The 25,957-nt window shown below is 59.9% G+C and carries 20 protein-coding genes; 6 read left to right on the top strand and 14 right to left on the bottom strand.

Annotation, left to right across the window (positions count from 1 at the left end; translation table 11 throughout):
* Window positions 1-811 precede the first annotated feature (811 nt).
* The 5 genes from C451_RS00285 to C451_RS22340 form a co-directional block, all read right to left on the bottom strand.
* Window positions 812-1,486 carry a DUF2092 domain-containing protein gene (locus tag C451_RS00285; RefSeq protein ID WP_161605800.1) on the bottom strand — a complete coding sequence of 225 codons (675 nt, stop codon included), beginning with the start codon at window positions 1,484-1,486 and terminating at the stop codon, window positions 812-814.
* Window positions 1,487-1,780: 294 nt separating this feature from the next.
* A complete protein-coding gene (locus C451_RS00280) occupies window positions 1,781-3,472 on the bottom strand; it encodes a UvrD-helicase domain-containing protein (RefSeq protein WP_007736407.1) in 1,692 nt (563 codons plus the stop codon).
* A complete protein-coding gene (locus C451_RS00275; RefSeq protein WP_007736406.1) occupies window positions 3,469-6,297 on the bottom strand; it encodes a hypothetical protein in 2,829 nt (942 codons plus the stop codon). Before C451_RS00275 ends, C451_RS00280 begins: the two co-directional genes overlap by 4 nt.
* A complete protein-coding gene (locus C451_RS21415; protein ID WP_152420283.1) occupies window positions 6,294-6,515 on the bottom strand; it encodes a hypothetical protein in 222 nt (73 codons plus the stop codon). The genes C451_RS00275 and C451_RS21415 overlap by 4 nt, the downstream gene beginning before the upstream one ends.
* A gap of 275 nt (window positions 6,516-6,790) precedes the next feature.
* Complete coding sequence (locus tag C451_RS22340; RefSeq protein ID WP_161605799.1) at window positions 6,791-6,934, bottom strand: hypothetical protein; 144 nt, start codon at window positions 6,932-6,934, stop codon at window positions 6,791-6,793.
* Window positions 6,935-7,030: 96 nt separating this feature from the next.
* On the opposite strand from C451_RS22340, the gene C451_RS00270 reads away from it, so the two are divergent.
* Window positions 7,031-8,077, top strand: coding sequence for a hypothetical protein (locus C451_RS00270; protein WP_152420282.1), 1,047 nt, complete (start codon window positions 7,031-7,033; stop codon window positions 8,075-8,077).
* Between the two features lie 418 nt (window positions 8,078-8,495).
* Here the strand turns inward: C451_RS00270 and C451_RS00265 are convergent, their stop codons facing one another.
* On the bottom strand, window positions 8,496-8,663 hold the full coding sequence (locus C451_RS00265) for a hypothetical protein (protein ID WP_007736404.1): 168 nt from the start codon (window positions 8,661-8,663) through the stop codon (window positions 8,496-8,498).
* A gap of 136 nt (window positions 8,664-8,799) precedes the next feature.
* Here C451_RS00265 and C451_RS00260 point away from each other — a divergent pair, with 136 nt between their 5' ends.
* From C451_RS00260 to C451_RS00250, 3 genes are all read left to right on the top strand, one after another.
* Window positions 8,800-9,657: a ParA family protein gene (locus tag C451_RS00260; RefSeq protein WP_007736403.1), complete on the top strand. Its 858-nt coding sequence runs from the start codon at window positions 8,800-8,802 to the stop codon at window positions 9,655-9,657.
* On the top strand, window positions 9,657-9,986 hold the full coding sequence (locus C451_RS00255; protein WP_007736402.1) for a hypothetical protein: 330 nt from the start codon (window positions 9,657-9,659) through the stop codon (window positions 9,984-9,986). Before C451_RS00260 ends, C451_RS00255 begins: the two co-directional genes overlap by 1 nt.
* A 284-nt stretch (window positions 9,987-10,270) precedes the next feature.
* Window positions 10,271-10,849: a hypothetical protein gene (locus C451_RS00250; RefSeq protein ID WP_007736401.1), complete on the top strand. Its 579-nt coding sequence runs from the start codon at window positions 10,271-10,273 to the stop codon at window positions 10,847-10,849.
* A gap of 4 nt (window positions 10,850-10,853) precedes the next feature.
* Here C451_RS00250 and C451_RS00245 read toward each other — a convergent pair whose 3' ends face one another.
* The 6 genes from C451_RS00245 to C451_RS00220 all read right to left on the bottom strand — a co-directional run bounded on the left by C451_RS00245 (window position 10,854) and on the right by C451_RS00220 (window position 21,235).
* Window positions 10,854-13,904, bottom strand: coding sequence for a TraM recognition domain-containing protein (locus tag C451_RS00245; protein WP_049912572.1), 3,051 nt, complete (start codon window positions 13,902-13,904; stop codon window positions 10,854-10,856).
* Complete coding sequence (locus C451_RS00240) at window positions 13,901-15,079, bottom strand: hypothetical protein (protein ID WP_049912571.1); 1,179 nt, start codon at window positions 15,077-15,079, stop codon at window positions 13,901-13,903. Before C451_RS00240 ends, C451_RS00245 begins: the two co-directional genes overlap by 4 nt.
* Entirely contained in the window at window positions 15,076-15,276 is a 201-nt protein-coding gene (locus C451_RS21410) for a hypothetical protein (RefSeq protein ID WP_152420281.1), read from the bottom strand. The genes C451_RS00240 and C451_RS21410 overlap by 4 nt, the downstream gene beginning before the upstream one ends.
* A 123-nt stretch (window positions 15,277-15,399) precedes the next feature.
* Window positions 15,400-19,047, bottom strand: coding sequence for a helix-hairpin-helix domain-containing protein (locus C451_RS00235; RefSeq protein ID WP_007736393.1), 3,648 nt, complete (start codon window positions 19,045-19,047; stop codon window positions 15,400-15,402).
* A 382-nt stretch (window positions 19,048-19,429) separates the two neighbouring features.
* Complete coding sequence (locus C451_RS00225; protein WP_152420280.1) at window positions 19,430-20,830, bottom strand: hypothetical protein; 1,401 nt, start codon at window positions 20,828-20,830, stop codon at window positions 19,430-19,432.
* A 57-nt stretch (window positions 20,831-20,887) separates the two neighbouring features.
* A complete protein-coding gene (locus tag C451_RS00220; RefSeq protein ID WP_049912567.1) occupies window positions 20,888-21,235 on the bottom strand; it encodes a hypothetical protein in 348 nt (115 codons plus the stop codon).
* A gap of 235 nt (window positions 21,236-21,470) precedes the next feature.
* On the opposite strand from C451_RS00220, the gene C451_RS00215 reads away from it, so the two are divergent.
* Window positions 21,471-21,758, top strand: a complete 288-nt coding sequence (locus C451_RS00215; protein ID WP_007736386.1) for a hypothetical protein — start codon at window positions 21,471-21,473, stop codon at window positions 21,756-21,758.
* 20 nt (window positions 21,759-21,778) lie between these two features.
* On the opposite strand, the gene C451_RS23055 is transcribed toward C451_RS00215, so the two are convergent.
* Window positions 21,779-22,570, bottom strand: a complete 792-nt coding sequence (locus C451_RS23055; RefSeq protein WP_193788291.1) for a hypothetical protein — start codon at window positions 22,568-22,570, stop codon at window positions 21,779-21,781.
* On the opposite strand from C451_RS23055, the gene C451_RS23050 reads away from it, so the two are divergent.
* Complete coding sequence (locus C451_RS23050) at window positions 22,571-23,494, top strand: hypothetical protein (RefSeq protein WP_193788290.1); 924 nt, start codon at window positions 22,571-22,573, stop codon at window positions 23,492-23,494.
* Here the strand turns inward: C451_RS23050 and C451_RS00205 are convergent.
* Entirely contained in the window at window positions 23,485-25,467 is a 1,983-nt protein-coding gene (locus tag C451_RS00205) for a DUF7282 domain-containing protein (protein WP_007736383.1), read from the bottom strand. The two genes, C451_RS23050 and C451_RS00205, sit on opposite strands and share 10 nt — an antisense overlap.
* Window positions 25,468-25,957 lie beyond the last annotated feature (490 nt).

Here is a 25,957-nt window from a genome sequence, read left to right as displayed (position 1 = left end):
CGCGTCTCACGCGACCCCCGGTGTCTCACCCTGAGCGCACCCCTCCAGCGCTGAGGATGGGATCTGTAGTGCTTTAGCCAACGCGCGCGCGACCCCCTCCCTCCCCTAGACACAACCCGACCGAGTTAACATGGGACACTACTCGTCTCTCCCCGGGGGAGGGGTGAGGAAAGGAGATGTCTTATTCCTTTCAGAGGGCCAGAAATTTCGGTATCAGCGGCTCTACTGCGTGACACAGGGAGGTGTCTCATCGGTGTCACAGGTGTCACACCGGGATGACCACACTAGAAGGCTGGCGATGATCCCCCTCCCCTACCCACAACGGTACGGTAGCTGAGGGGTTGTGCGTGCGTGTTCCTAGTAGAGCGAGTCGCCGGAATAACCGCGCTCGACGCCGGCGAGTGCGCGAGATATTGCGTCTTCGGAGCGCTACATTTATCCGATCGATTCGCGTGCAGTCGGGTGGTTCTGTGATCCGAGCGTCGACATCTGAAGGACGCATAGTTGCACCGAATGTACGTGATTTGCGTCGGGGTATGCGTCTCTACAGGCCGGCAGTAGTGGAGATTTGAGGAAAATGCTTTATGTGATTTAAATACCCAAAGCTAGTGATTCGCCAAGCGTGAACTGATGGGTTCGTAGCCACTTGTTTGACTCTCGTATCGATGATAGTTCTGAAATCGATTACTGCATACACAGCGCGTATCGGTCACTGACGAGCCTTTGTTTGGTGAGTGATCAGTATGGACGACAGAGAGCACAGGAGAAGTACTATAGAGCGGGGTCACATCAACTGAGAGTCGAGAAAGTATTACTCAACCACTGTACTGCCCTCGGGAGGCGTACAATCAAATACGTCATCGGAGATCTCAGTGTCGAATTCGACCTCCTCAAACCGTCGTTGTATATCTAAGGGTCCTTCCTCGAGCTGATACCCGAACTCGTGTTTTAGCGGATACCCGTATTCTTGATCAATCCAGAGTCGATACGTATCGATCCGTGACGAAAGCACGTCAGCGCTATCGGTTGGTTCCGAAGAGAGGATGTAGCAGTCATGGTCTGCAACAGTCTCCTTCCCGTTGGCTGAAACCTCGAATGTCTCACCGACGACCGTCTTGACCAACGCTGTTGTCATCACCGAAACTCCCTCTGCACTCTCGAAGTCATATCTCTTCGATTTGCTTTGTTCACTGTTGTAGCTCAGTGCTTCTGCACCGTTTTGCACGAAGAACGATCCCACACCACCGAACCCGATCGTGTCGAACGGGTTGAGTGCGGCCAACTCCGTTTCAATATCGTCCCACTTGTCGACGGTGAGAACCTCCGAACGAATTTTATCGGGTGCTTCGAGCCATTTCTCGCTGGTCGATACCTGACGACTCGCTTGGTACTCTCCAATCTCTCTTTCCCTCCCGTGAATGGTTGAGGGTAGCGAGTCCTGATCCGACACGAGAGCGCAAATCTCCGCTGCGGTCGGGTCAGTCATGATGTATCTCTGATCATCCATCACTCTCTTCTACTTAATATGCTTGTGCTTACTGAACTGGCGCGGCTGTGCTGAATACAGCCTCTCTATCTCGCACATCGGCTCTGTCAGAAAAAGAGTCGTTTCCGGAGTTGACGGCAAAGAACACATCAATTGACGGTTGACGCATTAATAGGGTTACAGCGATCGCGATCGGTGGGAAAGTCGGCCAGCAACAGCACCGTCGGTCCCACCGTCGCGCCACCCACAGGGCGCTCCGGTTCGGCCTCGCAACGGTGATGAGACGGCCGGCAGTTACACTGCCGAGAGCGGCGGGAATTCCTTGCCACCGAAGTAGCTGTGAACGACGTCGAGACGGTCAGAAGCCCGCGTCATGGCGACGTAGAACAGACGGCGCTCTTCGGCCTCGTCGCCATTCTCGAAGCGCTCCATCTGCTTATGAGTGTACGCTGGGAATAGCATGACGTGGGGCGACTCCAACCCCTTCGCGGCGTGGATCGTCCCGACACGCACGTTCTCGGGGTGGTGGTCCGCGCCGCTGCGAAGCGCGCCCTCGACGAGATCTCGCCGCCAGTCCTTCACCGATAGCTGCGGGACGAGCTCGCGCCCGCGGTCGACGTCGGGGAACCACTCGCGGTACTCGCCCGCGGTGATGACATGCCCTCGAATCCGCGACGTTGGCGAGAGGTGGCCGTCTTCGGCGCGCTGTTGGGCCTCGCGCCGCGGCGGGGCGGGCGACAGGTTCTCCAGGAGCGCGGTCGCGACCGGAAGCGGGAGATGCTGCCCGTTGTCGATCGCTTGGATAGCCGAGAGAATCATCGGGAGCGGCTGTTTCCACCGCCGAAGCGGGCCGTGAGGTTTGAGGTCGAGATAGGGAACGCCGCCCTCGCGAAGGCCGTAGGCGATCTTCCCAGCCTGTCGGTTCGTCCGGGCGAGCAAATAGATCTGCTCGTGCTCATCGAGAGCGTCGAAGACCATGCGGCTGAGGTCAAGCGGGCCGTCGGCGTCGACGTGCTCGACACTCCCGCCGTCCGTGCGGGCCGACACACGGCTGACGTCGTGTTCGGGGACTGGCTCAGCGACCGGGACCGCCGCGTCGATCACGGCGCTTGGACAGCGCCAGCTCTTCTCGTGATGGACGACCTCGTCGACGCCCTCGCGCCGAAAGTACATCGGCTCGGCTCCTCGAAAGCCGTAGATGGCCTGGTGTGGGTCGCCGGCGATATACATCCGCTTAATCCGTCCGCTGTCGCGCCACATCTCGTAGAGCTTGATTTGGAGCGGGCTGAGGTCCTGAAACTCGTCGATGATGAGTACATCCGTTTCTGGCGCGTAGCCCCCATCGAGAGCCATCTTCTGGTAGTCATGATGCTGGATGAGGTCATGGCGCTCTTTGAACGCCTCCCACTTCTCGAAGGCCTCGATGACTTCGCTCTCGCTGAGATCGAGGTCGAATGGCGTCTGCCAGTAGTCCGAAAATTCCCAGTCCTTCGTCCGAACGTAGTTGTAGGCGGCGATGAGCTTGTTGCCGAGCGGGATCTCTGATGCACCGCCCTGCTCCAGTTGCTGGATCGGGTCGTCGGTATCGGCGTCGTACCGAATGGATGGGCAGTTTCGCTTTGAGTCGAAGAAGAACTCGAATAGCTCCAGTCCCTTCCCCTCTTGTTCCATGATGATGAGCTTCCCGTCGTCGTCGGGAGCGCCCCGATCTCGCAAGTCGAGTGGGCCGTCGACGAGGCAGGCGACGAGTGCAGCGCTGTGAACGGTCCGCACGCGCTTTTCGAGTTCCTCTTCGTCGGTGTTGGGGTAGACGTCTCTGATGCGTTCGGTCGCCTCGTAGCGTGCGCTCTTTGAGTACGTGAGGAACAGCAGTTCGCCATAGCCCGTGCCGTACTCTTCGGCCTCCGTCTCGGCGAACTTCAGCAGCCGGGTGGTCTTCCCCGAACCCGGCGAACCGATGAGTTTCGTGACGTGCGTTCCGCTCATCGCAGGTCCTCCGGTGCGTCGTCATCGTCCGCATCCTGCGGCCGGTGGCTGCTCTCGTAGGTGTGGTCGGTCTCGCTCGCGGCGACCGGCCACGCCCTGTTCTGCCGGCCGGCGATGCGTTCGCGCTTCGTTCCGCCGACCATCAGCCCCCGGTCCCGCAGAATTTTCGAGAAGCTCATGTCCCCGTAATCGTTGTCGTTGAGCCAGCTCTGGACCCAACGACCGGGGATGAGTACGGCATCTCGGTCGTCCTTGTAGTTGGGCTTGTAGAGGCCGTTCCGGCTCTCCCAGGCGAAGCCCTCTTCCTCCGCCCAGACCCGCATGACGTCGACCTTGCTGAGGAACTCCTCGACGGCGGCTTCCTTCCGTGGGTTGGCCTCGCGCTCGCGCGTTTCCTGGATGTCGAGCCAGTGGCTCGTGAGGTTCGCCCACTCCTCGGGGTCAATATCGATTTTCTCGAAGAACGCGCCGGTGTGGAGTGACCGAAAGTGACCGGGGTCGGCGTTGGTGAGCTGGCCGTTGTCGAACGTAAACGTCTGCGGCTCGCTTTCCGGGCTGTCCGCTGTCGGGCGCATCGTGATGACCCACTCGGCGCTCTCCTCGGCGGGCCAGCAAATCACGCTGACCGTTCGATCGCGGAGGTCCTGCTCGCGCGGTGAACGCATCTGCTCCTCGAACTCGTCGGTGTCGCTTTCGAGATCCGCCTTCGTCAGCGCGTCTTTGATCGCTTCTTTCAGTGCGTCCGGTTCGACGCCACTGACGGCGTTTTTCGCGCGGCCAGCGACCCGCCCTCGTTTCGTGCCGTTACTCCAGAAGCCACGGTCCAGCGTTTCTTTGTACTCTCGCTGGCCATTTTGCTCGATGACGACCTGCACCTTCTTGCCGGTGATGGGTATGAGGTGTAGTTCCGCATCCGGCGCATCCTCGCCGTCCAGAAGCTCGTAGACGGGGTGGATCGGGCTTTCGTCGGCACGTTCGCGGCCGTGCTCCAGTCCTGCCTCCTCGATGGCATCGAGGGCGTTGTTGTACGATTTCGAGCCGGGGAAGCCGGGGTACGTGTTCCCGTCGTCGCTGGTCTTCGCGACGAATCCGTCTTCGGGGAAGTTGCCGAGTGCGACGGCGGCCTTCCGAACCGCCCAGAACGGCATTTGATCGTACGTACCGCCGCTCTTGTCCTGCGACCCTGCTTCGGGTACCCAGATAGGGATGTCGTAACCGGCGTCACGCAGCGCTGTGACCGCCTCACCCCACTGCTCGCCGCCGAGATCGTCGTCGGCGTCGTAGATGATGCCCTCGCCGAGTGCCATCGCCTTCGCCGCGTAGCCGCCACCGCTCTCGCCGGCGTCGCCGAATCGGTTCTCGCCGTGGTCGACGTAGCAGGAGGTCCCGCTCTTGCTGCTGCGCCACGAGGGGTCGAACTCGGTCTTCCCGCTCGCGTCGGTCCCGGTATCCCAGCTGTCGCTCGCGTAGTGCTTCACGACGTCGCCGGTGTCGATCCCATCGAGAGCGTCGTAGAGGTCCTGCATGAACGGCGTGACTGGCTGGCCTTCGAGCCCGCCGCCGAGTTCCTCCCGCCGCTCCTCGCGGCGCTCTCGGGCCGCCTGACGGCGCTGCTCTTCGCGTTCTTCGTGTTCGCGCTCGGTCGAGACCCACGCGTCGAGCGCGGCCTTCCAGTCGCCGTGCTTGTCGTACTCGTCGGTCCAGAGCGCCGCCACGAGATCGTCGACGTGCTCGGTGTGCTCGGTAGCAGTGAACGCCTCGCACCACTCTCGAACCTCGTCGAGGAGATCGTCGCCGGCGTCGGCGACCGCTGTCGGCTCGCGGTAGCTAACATCGTCGACGTCGAGAGGGGTGACCACCGCGTCATGGTCGCTGTGGATGGTGAGCGGAACCTTATACTGCCGATTGAGGTTGTTCGCCCAATCAGGCTTGACGACCTCGCTGGCACCCTCCACGCGCCCGTTGATGCGCGCTTCGGCGTCCTGAAGGTACATGTTCGTGCGCTCGATGAACGCGCTCAGAACGCGCTCTCGGGCGTCCTCGTCGTCCTCGTAGTAGCGAGTGATCGGAAGCGTCGCCTCGGGAGCTCCGAAGATGTACGCCCCGCCCACGCTATCGAGCGCGTAGACGGCATCCCGGCCACCGTAGAGGTCGGCGAAGGCGTCGATGTACGCCTCCAGCGTTGCCTCGGCGGTCGCGTAGGTATCCGAATCGAGGTCCGGCCGCTGAGGCTTGAGGTCGTCCGCGAGGTCGACGTCGCCCCACGCGCTGATAGCAGCGCTGTCCCCGATCGACGGTGTAGGCTTCTGATTCAAGTACTCGTAGCTACCCGCGTCCTCGTCGAATCGTGCTGGTTCCCAGCGCTCGAACGCTTCCGGGCGCTTGTAGGATGTGAGCGCGTAGAGCGTGCGTTCGAGCGACCCACCGACGACGTCGTCGTAGTCGGTGGCGAAGTTCCGTGCCCGCCGCTCTTTCGGGTACTCTCCGATTTCCTCCTCGCCGGGGTCGGTGTTATCGCGCGTGATGTACCACCCCTTCTTGTCTGTGACGGCGAGCGTAGGGTTGTCAGCAAGCGCTCCGAGCGGCGCGACGCTATCCGCGATGCGTCGGTGATGCTCGCGAACATCTTCTCGGGAAAGCCCGTTCCTCGCGTCTCCGGCCGGTTCTGCCTTGGGTTGCGCTTCCGGCTCGTCGGCGCAGTGGGCCAGCGCTTTCTGCTCGTCGAAGCAGTGCTCGTCGCATTCGGGGCACAGGTAGCCAGCGACCTCGCCCTCGTCGTTCACGATGGGCTCGGCCTCGTCGCTGGGGCCACTGTCGGCGCTCATGCGTGCGCGCCTCCCGCGCGCTCTCGCCGGCCGTCCGAACCGGCCGCATTGGCGAGCGTTTCCTCAGCGAGCACCTGTTTCTCGGCGCTTGCGGGGGTATCCGGTTCGATGCTGTGCTCGACCTCCAGCAGGGCGTAGACGCCTCTCCAGCCTTCGTGGTTGTCGAGCATTCGCAGGTCGCTGCGCTGTTGGTGGTTAGCTTGACGTGAATGAGACACGTGTCGGTGATTCAGGGTCCAGTTTAGCAGTCATGGACCGAAGACCGACGGACAGCGACAGGCGTGGCGTGTCAGCGATTGCCGAAAATCGTTGGTCGACGTAGAGGGTAACAAGACCTATGTAAGACGCGGTATAAGCGTTAATCACAGGTTACCCACTCCAGCGCCCGCCTGTGCGCGTCCGTCTACCGAGTTCACGCTCGGTGACGTTAGTTCGCGTGCGACCTGAGACATCGCACGCGGACTCAACCACTGCCTTTGGAGCCATAGAACGCTTAGCTCCCCGTATCCTCTGATCTGTCCCGCTCCTCGAAGACCTCTCGCAAAAGCTCGTCGTAGGGTTGGTACTCGTGTTCCTTGTGGGATTTCACGAGGTCCCGAACCTCCTTCGAGCAGGGGATGCTTGTTTCCGCTGGCATTACATAGCCCACTTGAGGTCGATATCCCTTAGTAATTGTGGTCAATTACAATAGAATAGAGAAGACTCACCAACGATTCCCGTTGGTCATTCCATCATGACAGATGACAACTCCACTTCAGACGCTAATTCCGGTGAAGGCGAATCGTTTAATCGCAAATATCCTGATCGTCTGCTCGAACACGGCCGAGAGCGAGGGCTGTCGAGAGCTGACCGAGAGTACCTTGCCTCGGGAGGTGAGACGATTGCCGAGAGCGAAAACGCTCATGTCAATATCCGTCATCGAATCCGCAGCCGCGTGCGGGAGAGTATCGTCGATTTCTGGCTATTGACGGAATACTTGGAGGATCGCGATCGTGAGCTTATCTTCCGCAAGAGTAACAACCAGTGGGATGACTGGGAGCTTCAGATCGGCCTCAAAAGCGCGATACAGTTCTTCTACACTGCGCTCGATGAATCCAGCCTTGTGGATTTCGAGACGGTACTCGTATCAGGGATTTCTGATGCGGAACACAAGCGGAGCGACAGACCAGTTCAGGTCGATGTGGATTTCGACGTTGAGGTCGATGACCAATTTCACGTCAAGGAAGCGTATGAGAAGTTCCAACGCGGGGTGCCACTCAGTCCGAGAGAAATCGGTACGTTACTTCTCACCGGTACGGTCCGTGATCCTGCAGAAATTCAACGTCTCTCGTATCATGCCCGCTCAAACAGTTTCATCGAGAACGCGCTGACTCCGTTGCTCTCCAAACAGCTTTCTTCGATTAGCGATGAGGAGGAGCGGATCGAAAATTTCCGGTATCACTGGTCACATTTGCCGCATGAATATTCGCCGATGGAGAACGGTGTGGATATGCCACGGCATTCGGATTTCTTTTACCTAGAGGATGAGCTCGAGTTTCAACAGCAAGAACACGAGCAAGTGACGCCGGAGGCATCTACTAATGAGAAGGTGGATGAGGGCCATGCAGCGGACCGTGAAGCCGTCCTTCGGGAATTGAGCGTTGATCTCGATGAGCCAATCACTGTCGGCGATGAAGTGGTCTATGAAGATGGGGATCGGCACCCCCTCGATCCTGACGGGGGCGAGAGGGGGGCTGACTCCCCCGCTGACACCGATGATGCTGCGGGCAGTGATGGCTGACGGCAGTCGTTGAGCGCTCCAGTGGACCGCTGGACTGGGTAGCCGCCCCACTGGACGGCTTGACTGTTGGTCACCATTATTGACTTCTTCCAGGATCCGCCGCTCTTTCCACTCGCCCGCTCGCTCCTCACCCTGCCATCCCATCGTCTCACCCAGCTCTCGATTCGTCCTGAGATCTCCTTCGGCTCTCGTTCGCTACACCCGGCCGTCATCCCCACCGGCCTACCGCTGGCTACTGCTCGTTGGCAGTCCGGCCGGCTACAGCGCTGTCGGCCTCACCGTCGCGCCACCCACAGGGCGCTCCGGTTCGGCCTCGCAACGGTGATGAGACGGCCGGCAGTCACGCCGGCCCAGAAAGGATGCCCCTGTTCGCTTCGGTTCGCTGCCGTCGCTGGCGTCGACGTCGTCAGGACGGTGCTTACAGGTCGCGCGGCTGCACCGTCTTCCGGTCGTTATCGCTCGCTCTCCGTGCTGCGTCCTCGAGCAGCTCGCTCACGTTCTCGTCGAGCGCGTCGTAGAAGTCCGCGGAGACGTTCATGTCGCTCAATTCGTCCTTTACAGCCGCTTTGACGATGGTATTCGCCATAGGCGTGCTCACGCGGCTGGTTCCTTCAAACTGTCCATCTTCGCCGCTCTCGCTGGCTCTCTCGGCATGTTACACTCGGAATCTGGTGTGGTGTCGCCCATAGAACTAAATGGTTTGCCTGTGAAAACCGGTTTGTATGGCACCACCAGAAAAACAAGCAGAACCGGAAGAACTGAACGACGTGAAACAGCCCGCTACGCTTGCGGTGAGCAATCAGAAAGGAGGGGTTGGGAAGACCACCGTTGCTGTGAACGTAGCTGGTGCGCTGAACCAGCGCGGGCGTGACGTCCTCTTGGTTGATCTCGACCCGCAGGGTAACGCCACGGAGGGCCTCGGATTCGCTGATGCGTACGATGCGGAGCCGCCCAGCCTGTTCGACGTGCTCACGGATTCGGAGCAGCGCGGAGAGATCAAACGCCTCGTGCAAGATCACGCAGAGATGGACGTCGTTCCCAGCAACGTCGATCATCACCACACGGAACGGGAGATGACCCACGTCCGTCGTCCCACGGAGCAGCTGTCACTCGCACTGGAGGGTATCGGCCAGCACTATGACTACGTGCTGATCGACTGCCCACCGTCGCTCGGCCACCTGACGGACAACGCGCTCTACGCGGCACAGAACCTCCTTATCCCGGCCCTCGCGGAGTCAACCAGTAAGCGCGCCGTAGAACTGCTGTTCGATCACGTGACCTCGATAGAGCGGGACTTCGACATCTCGATTCAGGAGCGCGCTGTCGTCGCCAACAGAGTCGAGGAGACCAATGAAGCAACAGAAATGCTGGACTGGTTCGCCCGTGCGTTCGATGACACTCCCCGCTTCGAGGTTCGGAAACGGGTCGCGCTCCAGCGCGCACACAGCGCTGGCACGTCGCTGTTTGAGTATGACCCGGAGGTCGATATGTGCGATGTCTTCCTGGACATCGCGGCTACGCTCGATGAACAGTTCGGACTGCCCCCGGCAGAAACGGCACCCGCTCGGGAGGCCCGCTGATGGGTGATCGTGCTGACAGACTGAGCAGTCGTCGGAAAGACCGGCAGAGAGAAGAAAAACCGGAACAACCAGCAGAACAAGAACAACAGGAGGACCCCCAGAGCGCCAAGGACCTGTATCAGGGTACGTATATGTACCTCCCTGAAGACCTCCGTCAGGAGTTCGATCTCGTCGCCAGTGAGATGGACACTCAGCGTCAGCGTCGGAACGGGAAACAGGTTGAGAAGATCCGCCATTTTGAACCGCTGGTTGTATCCCTTGGCCTGGAGGCCATCGAGAATATGGATGACGATGAGCTGGAAGAGCGCCTCGCTGAGTTCGACCCCTGACCGTCGTACTACCATCTTTCTTATATAGCTTTCTCGCTCGGTTCACCCAGCAGATTTCATCTGTTCGTTTCTCCTCGCAGTGCCAGTTTGCCTCGTTTGTCTCGGCTATCCAGTTCTCTCAGTTCGTCCGGTTTCCAGCCATATTCTCTCTACTCTCAGCACCTCGTTTTCTCCCTCGCTTTGCGGCACCCATCCCCCTGTTTAGACAGGTATTAGCTTCGGCGTTGCGGGAGCCACATGATATAGTGGGCTGGTTTTATGCATGGTGAAGTCCTGATACCGATATGGCGACTACCAGTGAGCAGTCGGATCCAGAAGCGGATTTCGCGGCATGGTTGACCGGCCATCGGCGGGCCATTCTCGACGCCATTCGATTCTATGATGACGAGTCACATACCTCTAACATCAGAGAATACGCCAATGTCCCGCGCGGGAGCTTCAACCATCACATCGAGGGGCTGTTGAACCCGCCCGAGAAGTTCCGTGCCGCTGTCGATTGGTTGGGCGATGAAGGGTTGATCGAGGTCACTGGAAAGGCCGAGGTCGGCAAGCCCGCCAAGGCGCGAGTGTTCGGCTTGACTAACGCCGGCGAGAAAGCTTTCGAGAACGTGGTAGATGACGTTGGTATCCGGGCCAGCGACGTCCGCGATCTCCGCGAGCGCGTCGATGAGCTGGAGGCACAATCCGGCGGCGAGCAAGGGGTGGAATCCGATCGCATCGAGAAGTTGGAACGCGAGAGAGCGGCCAATCAGGAGCGGATCGAGGAACTCGAAGCGGAGAACAAGGAACTGAAAGAGTGCTTCAATCACATGGCCGACGTCGTTGAAGGCATGATGGGTGGGGACGATTCCCCGTCAGTGTAGGCGCTCAGAATCTGGCAAACACCGTTCCGTCGCTATCCTCGTCGCCGAATTCTTCTTCTATCTGCTCTCGCTGCTCGTCGGATAGTTCGTCGTCCTCGGTGGCCGCCGCCTCGCTCGGAGCGCCGGCGTCGTCCCGATCGGTGGCGGTGTCTTCGCTCTCGCCGCTGTCTTCGCGCGCGGCGCTCACGCTCACCAACTGGTTCTCGTCGACGATATCGGTGATGGACAGCTGCTCAACGTCGGGGCCGCGGTAGAGGCGCAGGTCCTCGGGCTGGTCCGCGGCTTCAGGAACCACTACGATGTCCCATGCCTCGGGGCCGCACTCTCCGCCGTCGAAGTGATATTCAGGGATGAACGGCCGGTAGACGGGCACGTAGTCGTCGCGCTGATCATCCGGCACGACCCCGCTCGTCGCGGGGTATTTCTCGGGCTGCTCGAAGATCGCCTCGGCGCTCTCGAAACGGGCATGCTCCTCGCCCTCGCTATCGCGCAGGATGTACTCGCCGCTGTCCTCGTCGTAGAGCCAGATGGTCTCGCGAGCGCCCTTCGGCCGAAGCATCATCTGGTCGTTGACAGAAAGCTCACCGCCGTTGTAGCAGCGCTCGAACTCGCCGTCCCAGCTGTGCGAGTAGTAGCCGTTCTCGGTGAGGGTCTGCCAGAGTGTCTCGGCAACCTTCTCGCGAGCGGTGTAGAGACAGCGCTGGCCCTTGTTGTGCGCCTGCGCGAGGTTGAACAGCGACTGCGCTGGCTTCGAGTCGCCCGTGCTGCTCTCGGCCTCGATCGCGACGGCCGGCCCCTCGGTGCGGCGCATGACGACCGGGTTCGCCCCCTCCGGGATGGCGAAGCGGTCCAGCAGCGGGTACTGGTACTCGAACTGCTGGCTGACATTGCGGACGTCCCGGTGGGTGCTCTCTGCGAGTTCGAAATCGAGCATCGTCACATCCGAGAGATTGGCGACGCCGTCGGGCATGTCGCCGTCACCCTGCGTCGGGAGCGAGACGACCATCCCGGCCCGGAACAGCGGTGCGTAGCCGTCTTTCAGTAGCGTCCGGTGATTCCCACCGCCGGCGCTACCGGCCGAACCCGTCTCGAATATCTTGTTCTTGCCCCGCCCGGTGCAGCGCATGAACATCTCGCCGTCGCGCTCGCGAACTTCGAGCAAGTCGTCGGGCACGTGGTCGATCACGTGCCAGAGCAGGCTGACATGGCTGACGTCGACGGTCGGCAGATAGCGATCGACGCGCTTGCGGGTTGTCGGCTTTTCGACCGGCACCCAGCGCTCGGATTCGTCGCCGACATCCTCGTTTTCCTCGTTCTGCTGGTTTTCCTTGTTCTCCTTGTTGTACTGGTTGTTCCAATTTTCCCGGCGAAGCCACTCGTCGTAGGCGGCCTTCGCAACCTGCGCGGCCTGCTGGTCGTCGATCTCCTCGGTCTCTTCGGTGGTCTCCTCGGCCGTGTCCGTCGCGGTCGAGAAATGCATCCGATCCTGAACCTCCTCACTCGTTGGCGGGACTGTCCCGTACTCATCGAGCGAGTTGACGATGAGCCGGTAGGCGTCCTTGATGCTGTGAAGCGGCGGGTACGGAGGGAACGCTTCGGCGAGAAACGGCCGCGAACGCTTGCCCGGTCCGGTTGCCGTCCGCATCCACGCATGGAACTGGTCGGTTTCGAGTAGGTCCTGATCGTCTTTCTCGCCCATCCGCCGCGAGATCAGCCGCGCCTCGTCCGGGTGGCCGGGATCATAGCTGATGAGCGAATTACAGTTGCCGAGAATCGCGTCCTGTGCGTCCTGACTCAATTGGCGCAACTGCTGGCTGGCGATCGTCAGCCCGAGTTTCTTCGACCGCGCCTTCGCGAGCATCTTCTCGATCTTCGACCCCTCACTGAGCACGTCGTGGGCCTCGTCGATTACCAAGAAGTAGGGCGTGTAGTCCGCGCCCTTCGACCCACCTTCCTCTTCGTGCTCTCGAATCGCCTTGTCGACGGCCTCTTCATCGAACTCGCCGAGACCGCCGTCGTCGGCTTCGGCCATGTCCTGCATCAGCTCGTCGCGCTGGGAGGGTCGCGAGTCCACCGCGGTCCAAATCTGGCGGAGGATCGCCGTGGCGACGGCCTCCTTCGGTTCGTCGGGGAGGTTGTTGTTCACGAGGATGATCTTCTCGTCCTCGACGGCCTGCGGGATGGAGATTGCCGCGTCGCGCTGGGCAACGATCTGGCGCATGGTCGGCTCCTCTACCCAGTCTTTGAGCCGGCGGCGAATCGCGTCGAGGTCCGTGTCTTCCAGCTCGGCGATCTTCTTGGTGTAGCCCTGAATGAACGAGAGGTCACTGTCGCTGGCTTCAATCAGGTTCGCATACTCGGCACGGGATTCCTCATCCAGCAGCGCACCGAACATGTCGGCGAGCGTGAAGTCGAACTCGTGGCGAATCATCCCGCGGAGCATGTTCGACGCAATCCCATCCATGCGCGGGCCCCAATAGTCGTCAGCCGCGAGTAGCGCTTTGAGATCGTTGACGATCCCCTCTACCTCCGCGTCAAACCCGGGGTCTCCGGGGTCGGAATGGGTCTCCAGCAGGTTGAATCCGACCTGTTTCTCGAAGGCATCGCTACCGGGAGAGATGAAGATCACATCGTCCCAGCGCTCCCTCGGGACCGACATGAGGATGTCGAGTACGTCGTCGCCCTTCGGGTCGATATAGCAGACACCCTTGTCGGCGTAGATGTGCTGCTGGACAATGTTCTTCTCCAGCGTCGACTTGCCCATCCCGGTCAGGCCACCGATGAAGATGTGGCGAAAGAGCAGGCTGTACGGGAGTGAGACGTCTTTCCCGTCGCGCTCGGTCGCGCCGATCCATCGGGGCTGGTCGGGCACCTCTTCGGCGTACTCAACCATGCTGCGAGCGCGTGGGCCGGCGTATATCTCCCCGTTCTCCGCTTGCATCTTCATCTCGCGGTTGGTGAACTGGCGCTGCTCGTCGTCGCCTGCTGGCGTCACGGCGTACGGCCAGTCCTCTCGCTCGCTTACGTCCTCGGTGGGGCGGCCGGTGTCGCTCAAGCAGCATCACCCCCACCCTCGTCCTCGTTCTCGGTCTTGGTCTCTTCCTGGAACGATTCAAACGCGGGCGCTTCGCTCGGCGTGCTGCCCGAACCGCTCGTGCGCGAGTAGTCGATCTCGGGCGTCGCGAGCGTCGTCGGGATGTGACAGACGCCAGCGAGCGCACCCGCCGAGAGTATCATCTTCCGATCGACCCACTCGCGTTTCGCCATCCGACGAACGAGCGTCGCCGCGCCGTCAGGGCCGGCCCAGATCGGCTCAAAGCCCTGCTCGTAGGTGCTGGTGTAGAACCGGCGGTACATCCCGGCGGTGTCACGCACGCGCTCCTCGGCCGCCTCGGGGCTGTTGGCGGTGGCGATAACCCGCATGTTCAGATGGTAGCCCTTCGACCCGCGCTGATCGCTCACGATGTCAGCGGCCTGCTTCTGTGCGCTCGTCGACGGCCGGGTTTTCGTGTGCTCGATCTCCTCGCCCGAAGAGCCGACAAGTGCACTAGCAAACCCCTCGATCGCGGCGCTGGGTCGCCAGCCAACATCGCCCTTCTTGAGGCGCTTAGCGGTGTGCTCGACGCCATGATACCAGTTCTTTCGGTCGCGGGGGTGGTTCGACCATGCCGGTCGAATCAGCACTTGTACCATCGTCGACGAGCTGCCGCCTCGATCTCGCGGGCCGATCATCTCGGGGATGATGGATCCGTATGGGTCGGTCTCGAATTCTTCAGGGTCAATCTCGAAGTGTTTGATTGGCTTGAAATAGTCGTCATCCGCGAGTTCGAGGCGCGCGGCTGCGAGATACTGGCCCTCCTGCACGGGAATGAACTCGGCGGGATCACGCGTCACATCGGCGTCCCGGTAGAAATTGGGAATGAGCCGCTCCAGTGCTTCGAGCACGCGACGATCGACGGGCGCGAACCGATAACTGATAGCCTCGTCTGAATAGGTTGGCTCGAAGGCGATCGGTGGCGTCTCGTTCGTGTTCCGTAGCCCATCTGACTCCTTGACCTCATGGATGGCCGTGAGCAGCTGCTTGGCGGCCCGCATATCGCCGTCGTCACGGTACGGCCGAACGTGTAACACCTCACCGTGTTCGTCGACGGACTCGCGGACGTCTTCGGCGAGATCGCGCGTCACTTCGGCCGCGTCGGGCGACGATCGGCTACTACCGAATAGACTCACGAATCGGTATCACCCGTATCCGACCACTCGTGGTGTTCGTCGAATGAATCAAGCAGTAGGTCAAGCGTGTCATCACCGGTCATGTCTTCATTGGCATGAGCCGAATAGAGACGCCGAAGCGTGTTGAATCGCTGTTTGGTCTCTGTTGAAACCGAGATCGAACTACGGCCTGACGTTGTATCGTTGCTATTACTCATGTTATCGTCCACTTTTATGATTCTATGGAGCACTCTAAAAGGTTTGTGCAGTACATTGTAGCCGTTCGCTGGGTGTAATGACGATGCTCTGTGCATTGATTATCTCGTTCATACAGCTCTCGCTCATTCACTGCCCCTCCCATCAGCGGCGATCGAATCGGAACTGCTCTCCGGCGGCCGCTCGGCCAAGAGGTTGTTCGCGGCGTTGGTGAGCTGATCGGCCCGACGCTCGCCGATGCCCTCGACCGCAGTTAGTTCATCGTGATCGGCGTTCGCTACGTCCTCAGCGCTCTCGAAGCCAGCCTTACGGAGGAGATCGGCGCGCTCCTCGCCGACGTGCTTGACGTCCATGAGGCTCGTGTTCGGCGCTGTGCTGATGTCTTTATTCTCGGACGTGTCTGGGTCCTCAATCGAATCCTTCGACCAGCCAAGCGTCTCAGCCGCCCGGCGCTGGAGCCACGCGGCCTTCGTGGGGTCGCTGCCTTCGACTGCTGCGAGAGCGCTGTTGTCGGCCTCGTACACGTCCGCGGGCGTCTCGAAGCCAGCGTCCCGAAGCCCCGCAGCGAGTGCGCCTTTGACGGTCCCGTGAATATCCGTGAGCGTCATTTCTTCTGTCGGCTTGTCCGACTGTTTCCGACGGGACGCCCCGGCGCGGTCGATGATCTCTTGCGAACTTCGAATGCCGTCGCTAGACTCTTCGTCTTCCTCGGTTTCGCTCTCGCCAACCTCGCCACTCTCGACGGTCACAGGCTCCATCTCCGGCTCTGATTCGGATTCGGGATCAGGCTGATACGCCGAGTCGTCTCCCGTCCAGCGCCACTGACATACGTCGTCGTGATGGCGCAGAAACCCTGCCATGTCTTCACCGTGCTTCTGCGGATCGTACCGATAGGCGGCGAACTCGCGGGGGTTTGCACTCTCGTCCATCTCGACGCGGAGCGGAAAACAGCCCTCGCGGTCGACTTGGAGCAGCGCTTCGGAGTAGCCAGAATGACGCTTGCCCGGCGAGGCGTCCTTGATGTACGCCTGCTGTGCGTCCGTCAGATCAAACGCATCTCCCCAATCGTCGTCCATCTCCTTCATGTAGTGGAAGATTTTCATTGACGTGTTGTCGAGAATGTCCTTCGCCGAGTCGGTGACAACCTGCTTGTCCTTACTCTCGTGCTGCTCGAAGAAATCGCCCATCTGCTGGGTCGAGTAGAGCATCGAGAGATCGTAGTGACGCGAGTGACGCACGATCTGACGCAGGAAGCCTAGATCAGCCGTATTCGAGAACATGTAACGCGCCTCATCGAACGCAGTGATCGTCGGGTTCGACGAATGTTTCGTCAGTTCGTAGATTTGCGAGATGAGCAGTTGCATCATGAGCCCACCCGTTTCCTGATCGTTCTCGTATTGATTGAGATCGAGGTAGAGGAACCCGCCATCCTCGATATTGAGATCGGTCGGTTTCGTCAGGTTGTGATACTTTCCACCCTCTCGGAACGGTTCGATGTCGTTGTTGAGGATCTCGACGGCCGTGGTCTTGCGTTTTTTCTTCGCGGCTTCGTTGTCGTCGAGCCCTTCATCGACGTAGTTGCCGGGGTTGTTCGCCATGTCGCGGATGATCCAGATGGCAGTCGCGGGGGTGGGACTCGGGCGATCGTGGGTGTCCGGGTCTTCGGTGATCCCCGCCCACTGAAATGCAAGCTTGTTTGCGAGTTCCCACGTCCCTTTCCGGTCATCGTCATAGCTGATGCCCGACTCCATTTGATAGTACGTCTCGATGAATGAGTTCGCCTGTCGCATGGCTGTCTTGAACGGGATTTCGCGGCCAATCTCCTCAAGCACGTCATCGGGCGTCGACTCGATATGGAAGGGGTTGATCGGCGTATCACCTCCGATGACCACGCGCTCGCCGTCGAAGACCTTGGCAAGACCGTGGAAGTCACGTAGCGGGTCGATGACCGCGACGGTCGTCTCTGGGTTGCGAAGTTTGTGTCGCGTGATGATTTCCTTCACGGTCGTCGTCTTGCCAGCGCCGATCGTCCCGAACACCGCGATGTTGTATCCCGTATCCCGGTTGAATATGTCGAGTACCGTGGGCTCGTCTCGCTCGCGATGCTTCCCAACGACCACACCATTCGGATCGGTAAGATTCTTCGCGTGCCAGGGATAGACTGACGCGAGGCCCATATCCTTCATGAGCGCTGTCTCGCCGATGACGTCCTTCGCGATCGGGGCCGAGGAGTGTAGCCCAGCCATCTGGTTGTAGTCAACGCGCATCCCGCCTGCGTTCGCGGGACGCTCCTGGAGCGTGCGCTTGACGCTCGCCACCGTATCGTTGTGCCATTCGACGGGTTCCTTCCCATCGGGCGCTCTCGTGGCGTCTGACTTGACCGTGATGTATGCCGAGACCTCAAACATCGCCTTGTTCGGAGCCTTCCGCGTCTCGTTGATGTCCTTCGCCGTCTCGTATTTCTGCTTGTCGCGGTCGCGCGTGAACGATTCGTTCTCTTCCGATTTCTTCCATTTTTGTTTGAGCGACGATACTTTCTGATCCATGTCGTCGGTCTCATCGCGCTCGGCCTGCACAGAGAGGATGATCTCGACACCGGGATTCGAAGATGCCAAAATATGGCTGAACATCCCGTAGGTGGGGACACGCGGCCAGTTCCGAACGGCAATCGTGCTGGCGAGCGTCCGATCGTTTATGCGGACATGGCCGGGGTCCGACGTATCGAATTTCGCCGCGAGCAGCGATTTGTAGTGATCGGAAAGCGCGTTCGGCTCGTTCTGAACAACGTCGGCGACCGTCCGAGACGGGGATGCGATGCCGGGCTGATATGCCTGCGCGCCTCCGTCAGCGACCGCGTAGCCGCCTGCTGCATCGTTCTCGGCGTGCTCGTGGACGATCGGGTACTCGGGATCGTCCTCGTCGCCGTAGACCAGCGGGGCCTGTCGGACGAGACTGCTGTAGTCGTCGTAGTCGAAGGCGTCCTCGCGGCCGTAGTGGTCGGCGATGACCTGCGTGGCCTTCGTCGAGGAAAGCGGTGTTGCATCCACGCCTTCCATCTCCCGGATCGCCGACGCCATCCGCTCGACACGGTTCGCAAGTTTATCGCACATCGCCTGCGCGTGGGCTTCCTCATCCTTTTGCTCATGCTCGCGCTGCTTCATGAACGAACCGAGCACGGGCACCGTCGCCAATCCCCCGCGGTCCTCGGTGAACTCCGCGGTCGTGTCCAGCTCCGAAACTGAAACGATAACGTAGTGGGTGCGCGAGAGTGTGGTCTGCTCGTGCAGACTGACGTTCTTGGCGCGCTCTTCGGCGATGTCGCCGAGTACCTTGCTGTTGGTCGTTTCACTGGTCAGATGGCGCTGTTGTGCCTGTTCGCTATAGGTCTCGTAGCGATCGCCGTAATCGACCGACTGCATCGGCGAATAAATCTGGATACAGCCGCTCGCGTTCGACATGAGCACCGACGATAGACGTCTGACCTGCGTTTCCCACTTGTCGTCGTCGACCGTCGCCATGTTCGCCGGCTCGATCTCGATGACGCCGATATATGAGCCTCCATCCCGGCGGACAGCATACTCGCCTCGCACGGCATCCTGGAGCGGGATGTGCTCTTCGGCGTCCCGTAATGACCCAGCACCGATGAGCGGAAGCGATCGGATCAGTGGCAAACGGGCCAATCGACCGACTGGCGACTGATTCGGTGGCTGCTCGATGGCGCTGTCTTTCGTCCGATTCGCTTCTCTCGTGTCCGCGTTCGTGTTGTCATTCATATATCTCAATCTCCATTCTTCGAATCCGCGTCTGTTTGCTCAGTCGGTTCTCGACGACGGCGGAGGGTCCTCGCACGTCCAGACGGGATGAAGACCTCTTGGCCCGTCCAATGGTCAAAGCGATGGCAGATGAATGCCAGCGGGGAGAGATGTGGCGGCGCGGCGGAGAATGCAATCCCGAGCAGTGCGACGACGATCATAGCAAGCGGGAGGCCGATATACCACGGCAGGAGCAACGGTAGCCCGCCGAAGAGCGCTCCGACAATGAGGATCGTCGCTGCCCACGTTGCATGTCCGTATCCCGCGGTCTCCGGTTCGGTCGAGAAGTCCGACAGAATGCGATTATCGGTTTCCGAATCATCATTCATTCGTTGTGTCATAGTTACAGCTCACCACTCTCCGGAATGCCAGTGTCCGGGTGATCTCGGTCCTCAAAGTCATTGATAGTGGTCTGTCCGCGTTCGGGGCCATCCGACCCGCGAAGCGACTGTATGCGCTCGGCGATGCTATTTTTGACACTCGCCATGCGCTGATAGCCACCACGAGCAGCGCCACCGGCTGCCTGCCGACCGTAATCGGTCGCACGCGACCCAGCGACGTAGCCAGCTGCACCCGTCGCGACGCTCTGCACGCTCGGAGCGGCTTTGAACATCCCGATGGACGTGAGTATCGGGAGACCGATTGCCGCCAGGAATATCGAGCCTGACGCAAGCATCCCGATGAACCCTCCGTAGCCGAAATCCCATTGCAGGGCGTAGGCCGCTCGGAGGAACAACGCAACGGGGAGAGCCTGAATCAACAGTCCGATATACTGCCAGATCATCTCACTGGCGAACCCGGACAGTCGCTTATGCGGTGCGTTGTAAGCGAGCACCACGAGCAGTGGAAGGAACCACGGAATGACGAACAGCGCACCGTAGCGAAGTGCGTAGATGAACGCCAATCCGAGCGCCTCGGTGAATCCGATGACCACTGCACCGAGAACGGCAAAAATCGATCCCGTACCGAGATTCGTCAATCCTTTCGTGCTTTCAGTCAGCTCCGCAGGACTCGGCGCGACGCCGCTTGCCATCACATCGACGATTGTGTGCATGATCCCGATGATCGGCACGGTGAACGCGATCGCAAACAGCGTCAGCACGAACCCGACAAATGCCTGGGACTGATCGTATGTCGGATTCCGTAGCGCGCGCCACGGCATGATCCCACACTTCGCGATCATGCTAATCACCGCGAAAATGATTGCGAGTGGAAAGATGTAAGGGAGGAAATAATCGTGGTACATGTTCGACCAGCCATCATTCGTCGGGATGAACACGATACCGTTATCATCGTCATCTTCGGGGACTGGCGTCCCAACCGTCACTTCCATCGAGTTATTCAATGCGTACATCATCCCGTCTTGCAGCCCCTGTTTGGTCGTGTTGAGCGTCGGATCGATGACGTCCTTCTCCATCGAGAAACCGAACAGCCCTCCATCGTCATCCTCGGTATCAGTGCCGTTGATGCTCGCGCTGGTGTTGCCACCGCCGGACAAGCCCTTCCCAACCTCACCGGATTCAATCTTCTTGCGCTGCTTTTCGGCGTCGAGGGGCGTCGTCTGATTCGCACCTGATTCGTTCTCACTAGAGCCGTTCGAGTCACCAGTGATCTGACTAAATCGGCCTTTCCCGTTCGGTGTGGTAGCCGAATCAGCCGTCTGATTGCTCCCCGAACCATTTTTCGCAGTCGGGCCGGCTGCAGTCTGTGCAGCAACGAATCCACCAACAAACACGTGGCTCACGAGCAACACTGCGATAGCTCCGGCAGCAACCTTCCGAATCAAACGAAGAGACACGCGCTACCCACCGAACGGAACGCAGCCCTTCGGGATGTCCATCGGCGCGTAGCCGATGACCCATGTCACGAGGACGACGGTGAACACAACGCCGAGAAGGCCGATCAACGAGTTTGAGCTCATTGACGAGAGCGTGCCCATCATCCGACCCGAAAAGGCGATTCCACGCCCACCGAACGAGATGAGCAGCCCAAGCACGACAAGCGCGAGGCTGATCCCGAGCACTGCCGTGATGAGGTCATTCGTGAACGTCCCGATAGCTGTCTCACAGACGTTTTCCTGCGCACTTGCCGACCCGACGGCCAACAGCAGGAACAACCCTGCCACGGTCGTCTGAATGCCGAGACGCATCCCAAACCATTCCTCTTCTGTATCGGGTATGACCCGTCCAACCGCCTTTCGAACAAATTTGTTCAACATACACCGACCACAACACTCACTTCATATTCATTGAACATAAGGCTTGTTGCCACTATTTTATACTTATCGCACATGTCGATCATATTGACTATTTTGACTATATCGATTACATCGAACAAATAGAACGGGGAGAACAATCAAATGCCTGCGTCGTGAGAGGTTTCACATGAGCACGCAACCGCTTTCGTTACGCGGTAGCCTCGAAGCAACGTCCTCGACCGTCGTTGGGTTCCTGACGTTGCTTTTCGGCGTCTGGCTCGTCTTCATGACGGGATATTCTATCGTCGTGGCTATCCCGGTGATCGTCGCTGGAGCCATCGCGTTTCCGGCTACGAGGGGGATCGTCACGCTGGGGCGCTTACGCGTCGGCCGATGGCTACACGATGTAATTGCGTTCTTTTCGTGGCTCATCTGGCTCGCTATCGCGTATTTCATTGCCCAACCGTGGGCGTGAATCAGGGGACTCTCAATAGTTCAGTCGTCGTCAAGTAGGTACGCGAGGACGACCGAAGACAAAATTCCGAATCCAACGGCGATCGAAGGCACTCCGACGACGGCGAGGATAGCAATGAGCGCGAGTAACGCCCCGGCGGCGAGGACGATCTTCCCAATTTTGATTTTCAGCCCTCCGCCGCCTCCGCCGGCTGTCGCGCTCCCGTTGATCTTCGGCGCAGGAAGCGAACTGAGATTCCCCCCGGAGCCGACCTTCTTCGGAGCTTTGAGGCCAGCCTTCCCCGTACACTGCTGCCCGAAGCTCACGTTGGATGCACCTGCGCCCTTGATGTCATCCGGGCTTGCGTCGGGATACCTGAGACACGTGTTTTTGACGATTGAGCGTGGGCGGGCGCTGATGTTCACGGCTGCATTCTGACCGGCACCGCCACCCTGTATGACTGAGTTCTTGACGGTGATCTTCACCGGATTCGGCGCGGTACTCGGCGAGCTGGCGATGATGCTCGTCGTTCCGGGGACATTGTTCGTAATCCGGCAATTGTCGAGCGTTGCACCGCCCGCGGAGGCAAAGAAGTTGATCAGCCCGCCGATACTGCTCTCGTCAGCAACAGAGTTCGCCCGGAGATCGCAGTTTTTCACGACTGTCCCAGCGCTTACCGTTCCTGAAGAATCTGTTTCGAGCTTGAGACCGTTCGTCGCTGGCCAGCCGGGTCCGCGCTCATTCCCGTTCGACTTGCTCTTCAGCCCTGTGTAGTTTTTCTCGTCGATAACGATGTCTACACCGTCGACCCGCGCGTCACCGTTTACGCGCACTTGCGAGACGTCATTATTCCGATAGAGGCCACCAAGCACGATGACCTCTGCTGTCGTTCGAGCGCCATACACACCGTTATCGGCCATATTCTCGATGATGCAATCCTTGAGCACGATCCGCCCTGTCTCGCCATTTCGCTGAAATATTCCAATACCGGCAGATCCGCCGATGTTTTTCGTCCCTGGAATCCCACCACCACGGGCGATACATCGCTCAAAGACAATCAGCGAATCCGAACCATCGGCGAACGGTTCGAAAAAGAAGGGTGTGCTATCGCCATTCCCGACGGCCGTCTGTCCGCCGATGGTGCGAACGTCACGAACGCGGACGTTACCCGACGAGCGCACCGTTACGCCAGCCATCGCTCCGTTTCGCTGGTCGATGACGAAGTTACCGAACAGTCCCTGCTCGACTGGTCCAAGGTTGAACAGTTTGATCGGCTGGTTGGTCTGCACTTTGAACGTGACAGCACTTTTGCCGAGTTTCGGCGGGCGGGACGCTTTCTGATAACCCTCCCCGACGATCCCGAACTGATTGGCGCTGGGATTGATCTCACCGCTTGCTGCATAGTCTCCTGGCGGGAACACGACGAGCATCCCGTCCTCGATATTGCTGTTCAGCGTGTCCTGGACGGGCGTGCCACCGTTCGGATCACAGCCGAGATCATCGACCGCATCGACGCGCTGGTCGAACTGGAGCGCGTTGCCCTGTTGCTGTTGCACTCGTTCGTATCCGGCGAGGCGGTGACGTCCGTCAGGGCTGATACGCGCTCTACCGTACTCTGTGCCGCCTCGAAGGCTGGCGGCGGACGTCGGCTCAGAAAACAGCGATGGCGCTGCGACCGCCCCCGCGACCCCACACGCGCCGGCGAGATACTGCCGCCGAGAGCAGCCATCTCCCGCGTCAGTGCCGGCTACCATTGATCGTCGTTTTGCCGGCGGCGGTAGAGGGCGTAGCCACCCCCAACGACCACGAGCACAACTACAGCAGGGGGAGCGACATCGCCCAATCCCGTTGCATCGGAGCTGGACTTCACCGATGAGTTGTTTGCACCAGTGCCAGTCGTCGGGGCTGGCGTTTCGAGTGGCTCGCCTTCCTCAACGATTCGAATGTGCTTGGTCCGGTTGCCGACCTTGACGACGTACTCGCCGGGCGAGTCGTAGGTGTGCTCAAACGTGACTGTGCGGTTCTCCTGTGCGAACAACGCCACGTCCTGCGTTTCGGCGATCTCCCCAGCTGTCGCGAGCACGATCTCGCCTTCAAGACGACTGCCGGTGGGGTTCTCAATCTCTGCCGTGACGGTTATCTTCTCGTGGACATGCGCTGTCCGATTTGCCGAGAGGTTCGTCAGGCAGAACGGTGTCGACGTGTTCGACGCTGCCCGGTCGCTGCTCGCCACCCCCGACGATGTGCTACTCTCGTTGCTACTCCAGCCGCCATCCTCGCTGTCATTACCTTCGACCGAGATGGTGGCAGTATCGTTCGTGATGGTCGCTTGGCCGCCCGCTCGGTTGAGATAGGCGTAATCAGTTTCTCCGCCGCTCCGAATGTAATCGTAACTCTGGTTCCCGTTCGTATCGAGATATGGGACTGCGGTGACGATCTGCGTCTCGTTGAGCGACCCATTGAGCACCTTGACCGTGACGTTGCGATGCGTGCCGGATTTGAGATACCCGGAGATACCGATAGCACTCCCGATCGGGTCGCCGTTCGGCGGCTGGTAGCTCTCGTTGTGGACGACCACGAAGCCGCCCTTCGGTAGCGTCGCGTTCTCGATGAAAAGCGTATCCTGACGCAGCTGCTGATCGCCGAAAGTGATCGTCGCCGGTTTCGTCTGCGAGCGCTGTTTCGCCTCCTCGATGTTCCCTTCAAGCATCACTGTCTCGGTGTCGGCAACGGGCTGACTGCCGTTCTCGTAGGGCGTGTCATTACGACCTTTTGAGGCGATGTAGCCGAACTGAGAGTCGTTGTCCGTGTCTTGGTAGGCGACCAGCGAGAGGTTGGCCTTGGTGACGTTCAACTGTGAGATGTTCGAGCTACCCGAAGCGCCTTGCTTGACCGGGAGAGTGAGGTCCCGGTGTGTACCGGGTTTGAGGTAGCCCGACGCGGCGATCTCGGTCCCGCGAAGCGTCCCGCCTTCGGCGAAGCCCTCTCCGTGGAGAACGACGAATCCACCGTCGGGGAGCGTCGCTTCGGCGATAGTCACGTTTGCGGCGGTCGTGTTGTTCGTACTGTCGAGTTCAACCGTCGCGTTCGTCGCGTTCGCGGTCTGGGTTGTGCTCTGAGCCGACGCAGCCCCGACCGGCGAAACGTCGGCCGGGATTGCGAGACCTGCCGGCGTGGTCGTGAGCGCGATCGCGACGAGCATCACAGCACCCACGCCGAACAGTGCGTTGTTCGCGAGCGGATTGTCGGCGTGCAGCCTGCTGAGCGAGAGTCGCCAGCGCGAAAGAGGCAGCAGCGGCCGGATGCCGGACACCGTGATGACGTCGCCGAGCAGGTGTGCCACGATGCCGTAGACGCCGACCGCGAAGCCGAACTGAGCCAGCGCACTCTCGTCGAGGCCGCGCAGCTGCTGGCCGGCAATCTCGAAGACGCCGGCGAACGGGCCAACTATCGACGAGTCGAGACTGGTGAGTGCTGCGCCCAGCTGGTCACCGACGACCCAGCCGAGCCCGCCGAGCACCGCGCCAATCACCAGCGCGGCAAACAGCGAGTGGCTGGTTCCGCGATGATCGAGGCCAGGGATCCGCATATCGTTGTCCGGCAGCGGTTCGACGAGAAGCACGGCCACCAGACCCAGCAGCGCGAGGCCCAGCCGTTGCTTTCGTAGAAGGAGGAAGCCAGCAGGCGCGTACGCGAGCATCGCCATCCCGACGTGGCCGCGGCGGTGCATCACTACCACCTCCCCCACCGATCAACCCTCATATTCCACCTTATCGAGGAGCATCTGAAGCAACTCAGCGTTTGTTTCAGCTTCTAACTGTGCCATACTCACCTGTATTTCCTTGTAGAGGCTGTCGTCGACGTCGGCGCGAAACTGGTGCATTGATCCATCTGGTTATATCACTTCATCTCGAATGAAACTTATGGCTGGTATGGAGCGAACATGTGGTATAGATAGTATCGATAGCACACTGGCTCTACGAAGTAGTGACTGAATCGAGCTTAGATCACTCAGTAAATACGGGTTGAGAGAGCTTTTCGAATGCTAGCGCAGAAGCTACGAAAACCGCGACAAGATCCACTTCTGTAACCGACTTAAACCAGATCGTACGTGTTTACCCCGAGGACACAACAGCGGGTACAGCCTGAGATCGTGAAATCATCTCGTTGTCCCGGGCGACTCGCTTGAACTCTTCGTAGGGATTGCGTCCCTGCTGGCG

Origin of the sequence: Halococcus thailandensis JCM 13552, assembly GCF_000336715.1 — an archaeon.
Classification (GTDB): Archaea; Halobacteriota; Halobacteria; order Halobacteriales; family Halococcaceae; genus Halococcus; species Halococcus thailandensis.
The sequence above is the reverse complement of the archived record's forward strand: the minus strand, read 5'-3'. Positions and strand labels throughout refer to the sequence as shown.